This is a genomic window from Paraburkholderia sp. RL18-085-BIA-A, from assembly GCF_046027075.1.
Taxonomy (GTDB): Bacteria; Pseudomonadota; Gammaproteobacteria; order Burkholderiales; family Burkholderiaceae; genus Paraburkholderia.
In genome coordinates this window covers 1-324 of the sequence record NZ_JARESU010000686.1, presented here as the reverse complement: position 1 = coordinate 324, position 324 = coordinate 1, and the positions used below count along the sequence as shown (strand labels likewise).

The following is a 324-nucleotide window of genomic DNA, read 5'->3' as shown; positions in this document are numbered from 1 at the left end:
ACGACAACCCGGTCAGCCAGACGCGAGTGTTGATCTGGTACAGCGTCGGATAGCGTACGTCGGCCATTTTGTTTTCCTCATTGCTCGCCGGGGTCTTCTCCGCTCACCTGTTCCCTGATGACCCGCGACATCACGCGCCCACGATCGGTTTCCAGCATGGTCCTGGCGTCGACGCGCCCGAACAGGTCGAGCAGCGGAGCGACCAGACCCGTCCAGCCGGTCTGGTGACTGGCGCCAAGGCCCGCGCCGTTGTCACCGTGGAAGTACTCGTAAAACAGGATCAGGTCGCGCCAGTGCGGATCGTTCTGGAATTTTTCCGTTCCG

General features: G+C 61.7%; 1 protein-coding gene. It reads right to left on the bottom strand.

The genetic code is table 11. From position 1 onward, the window contains the following. Positions 1–77: 77 nt before the first annotated feature. Positions 78–324, bottom strand: a 247-nt coding sequence (locus P0D89_RS54395) for a hypothetical protein (RefSeq protein ID WP_408371622.1), incomplete at its 5' end; no start/stop codon positions are given.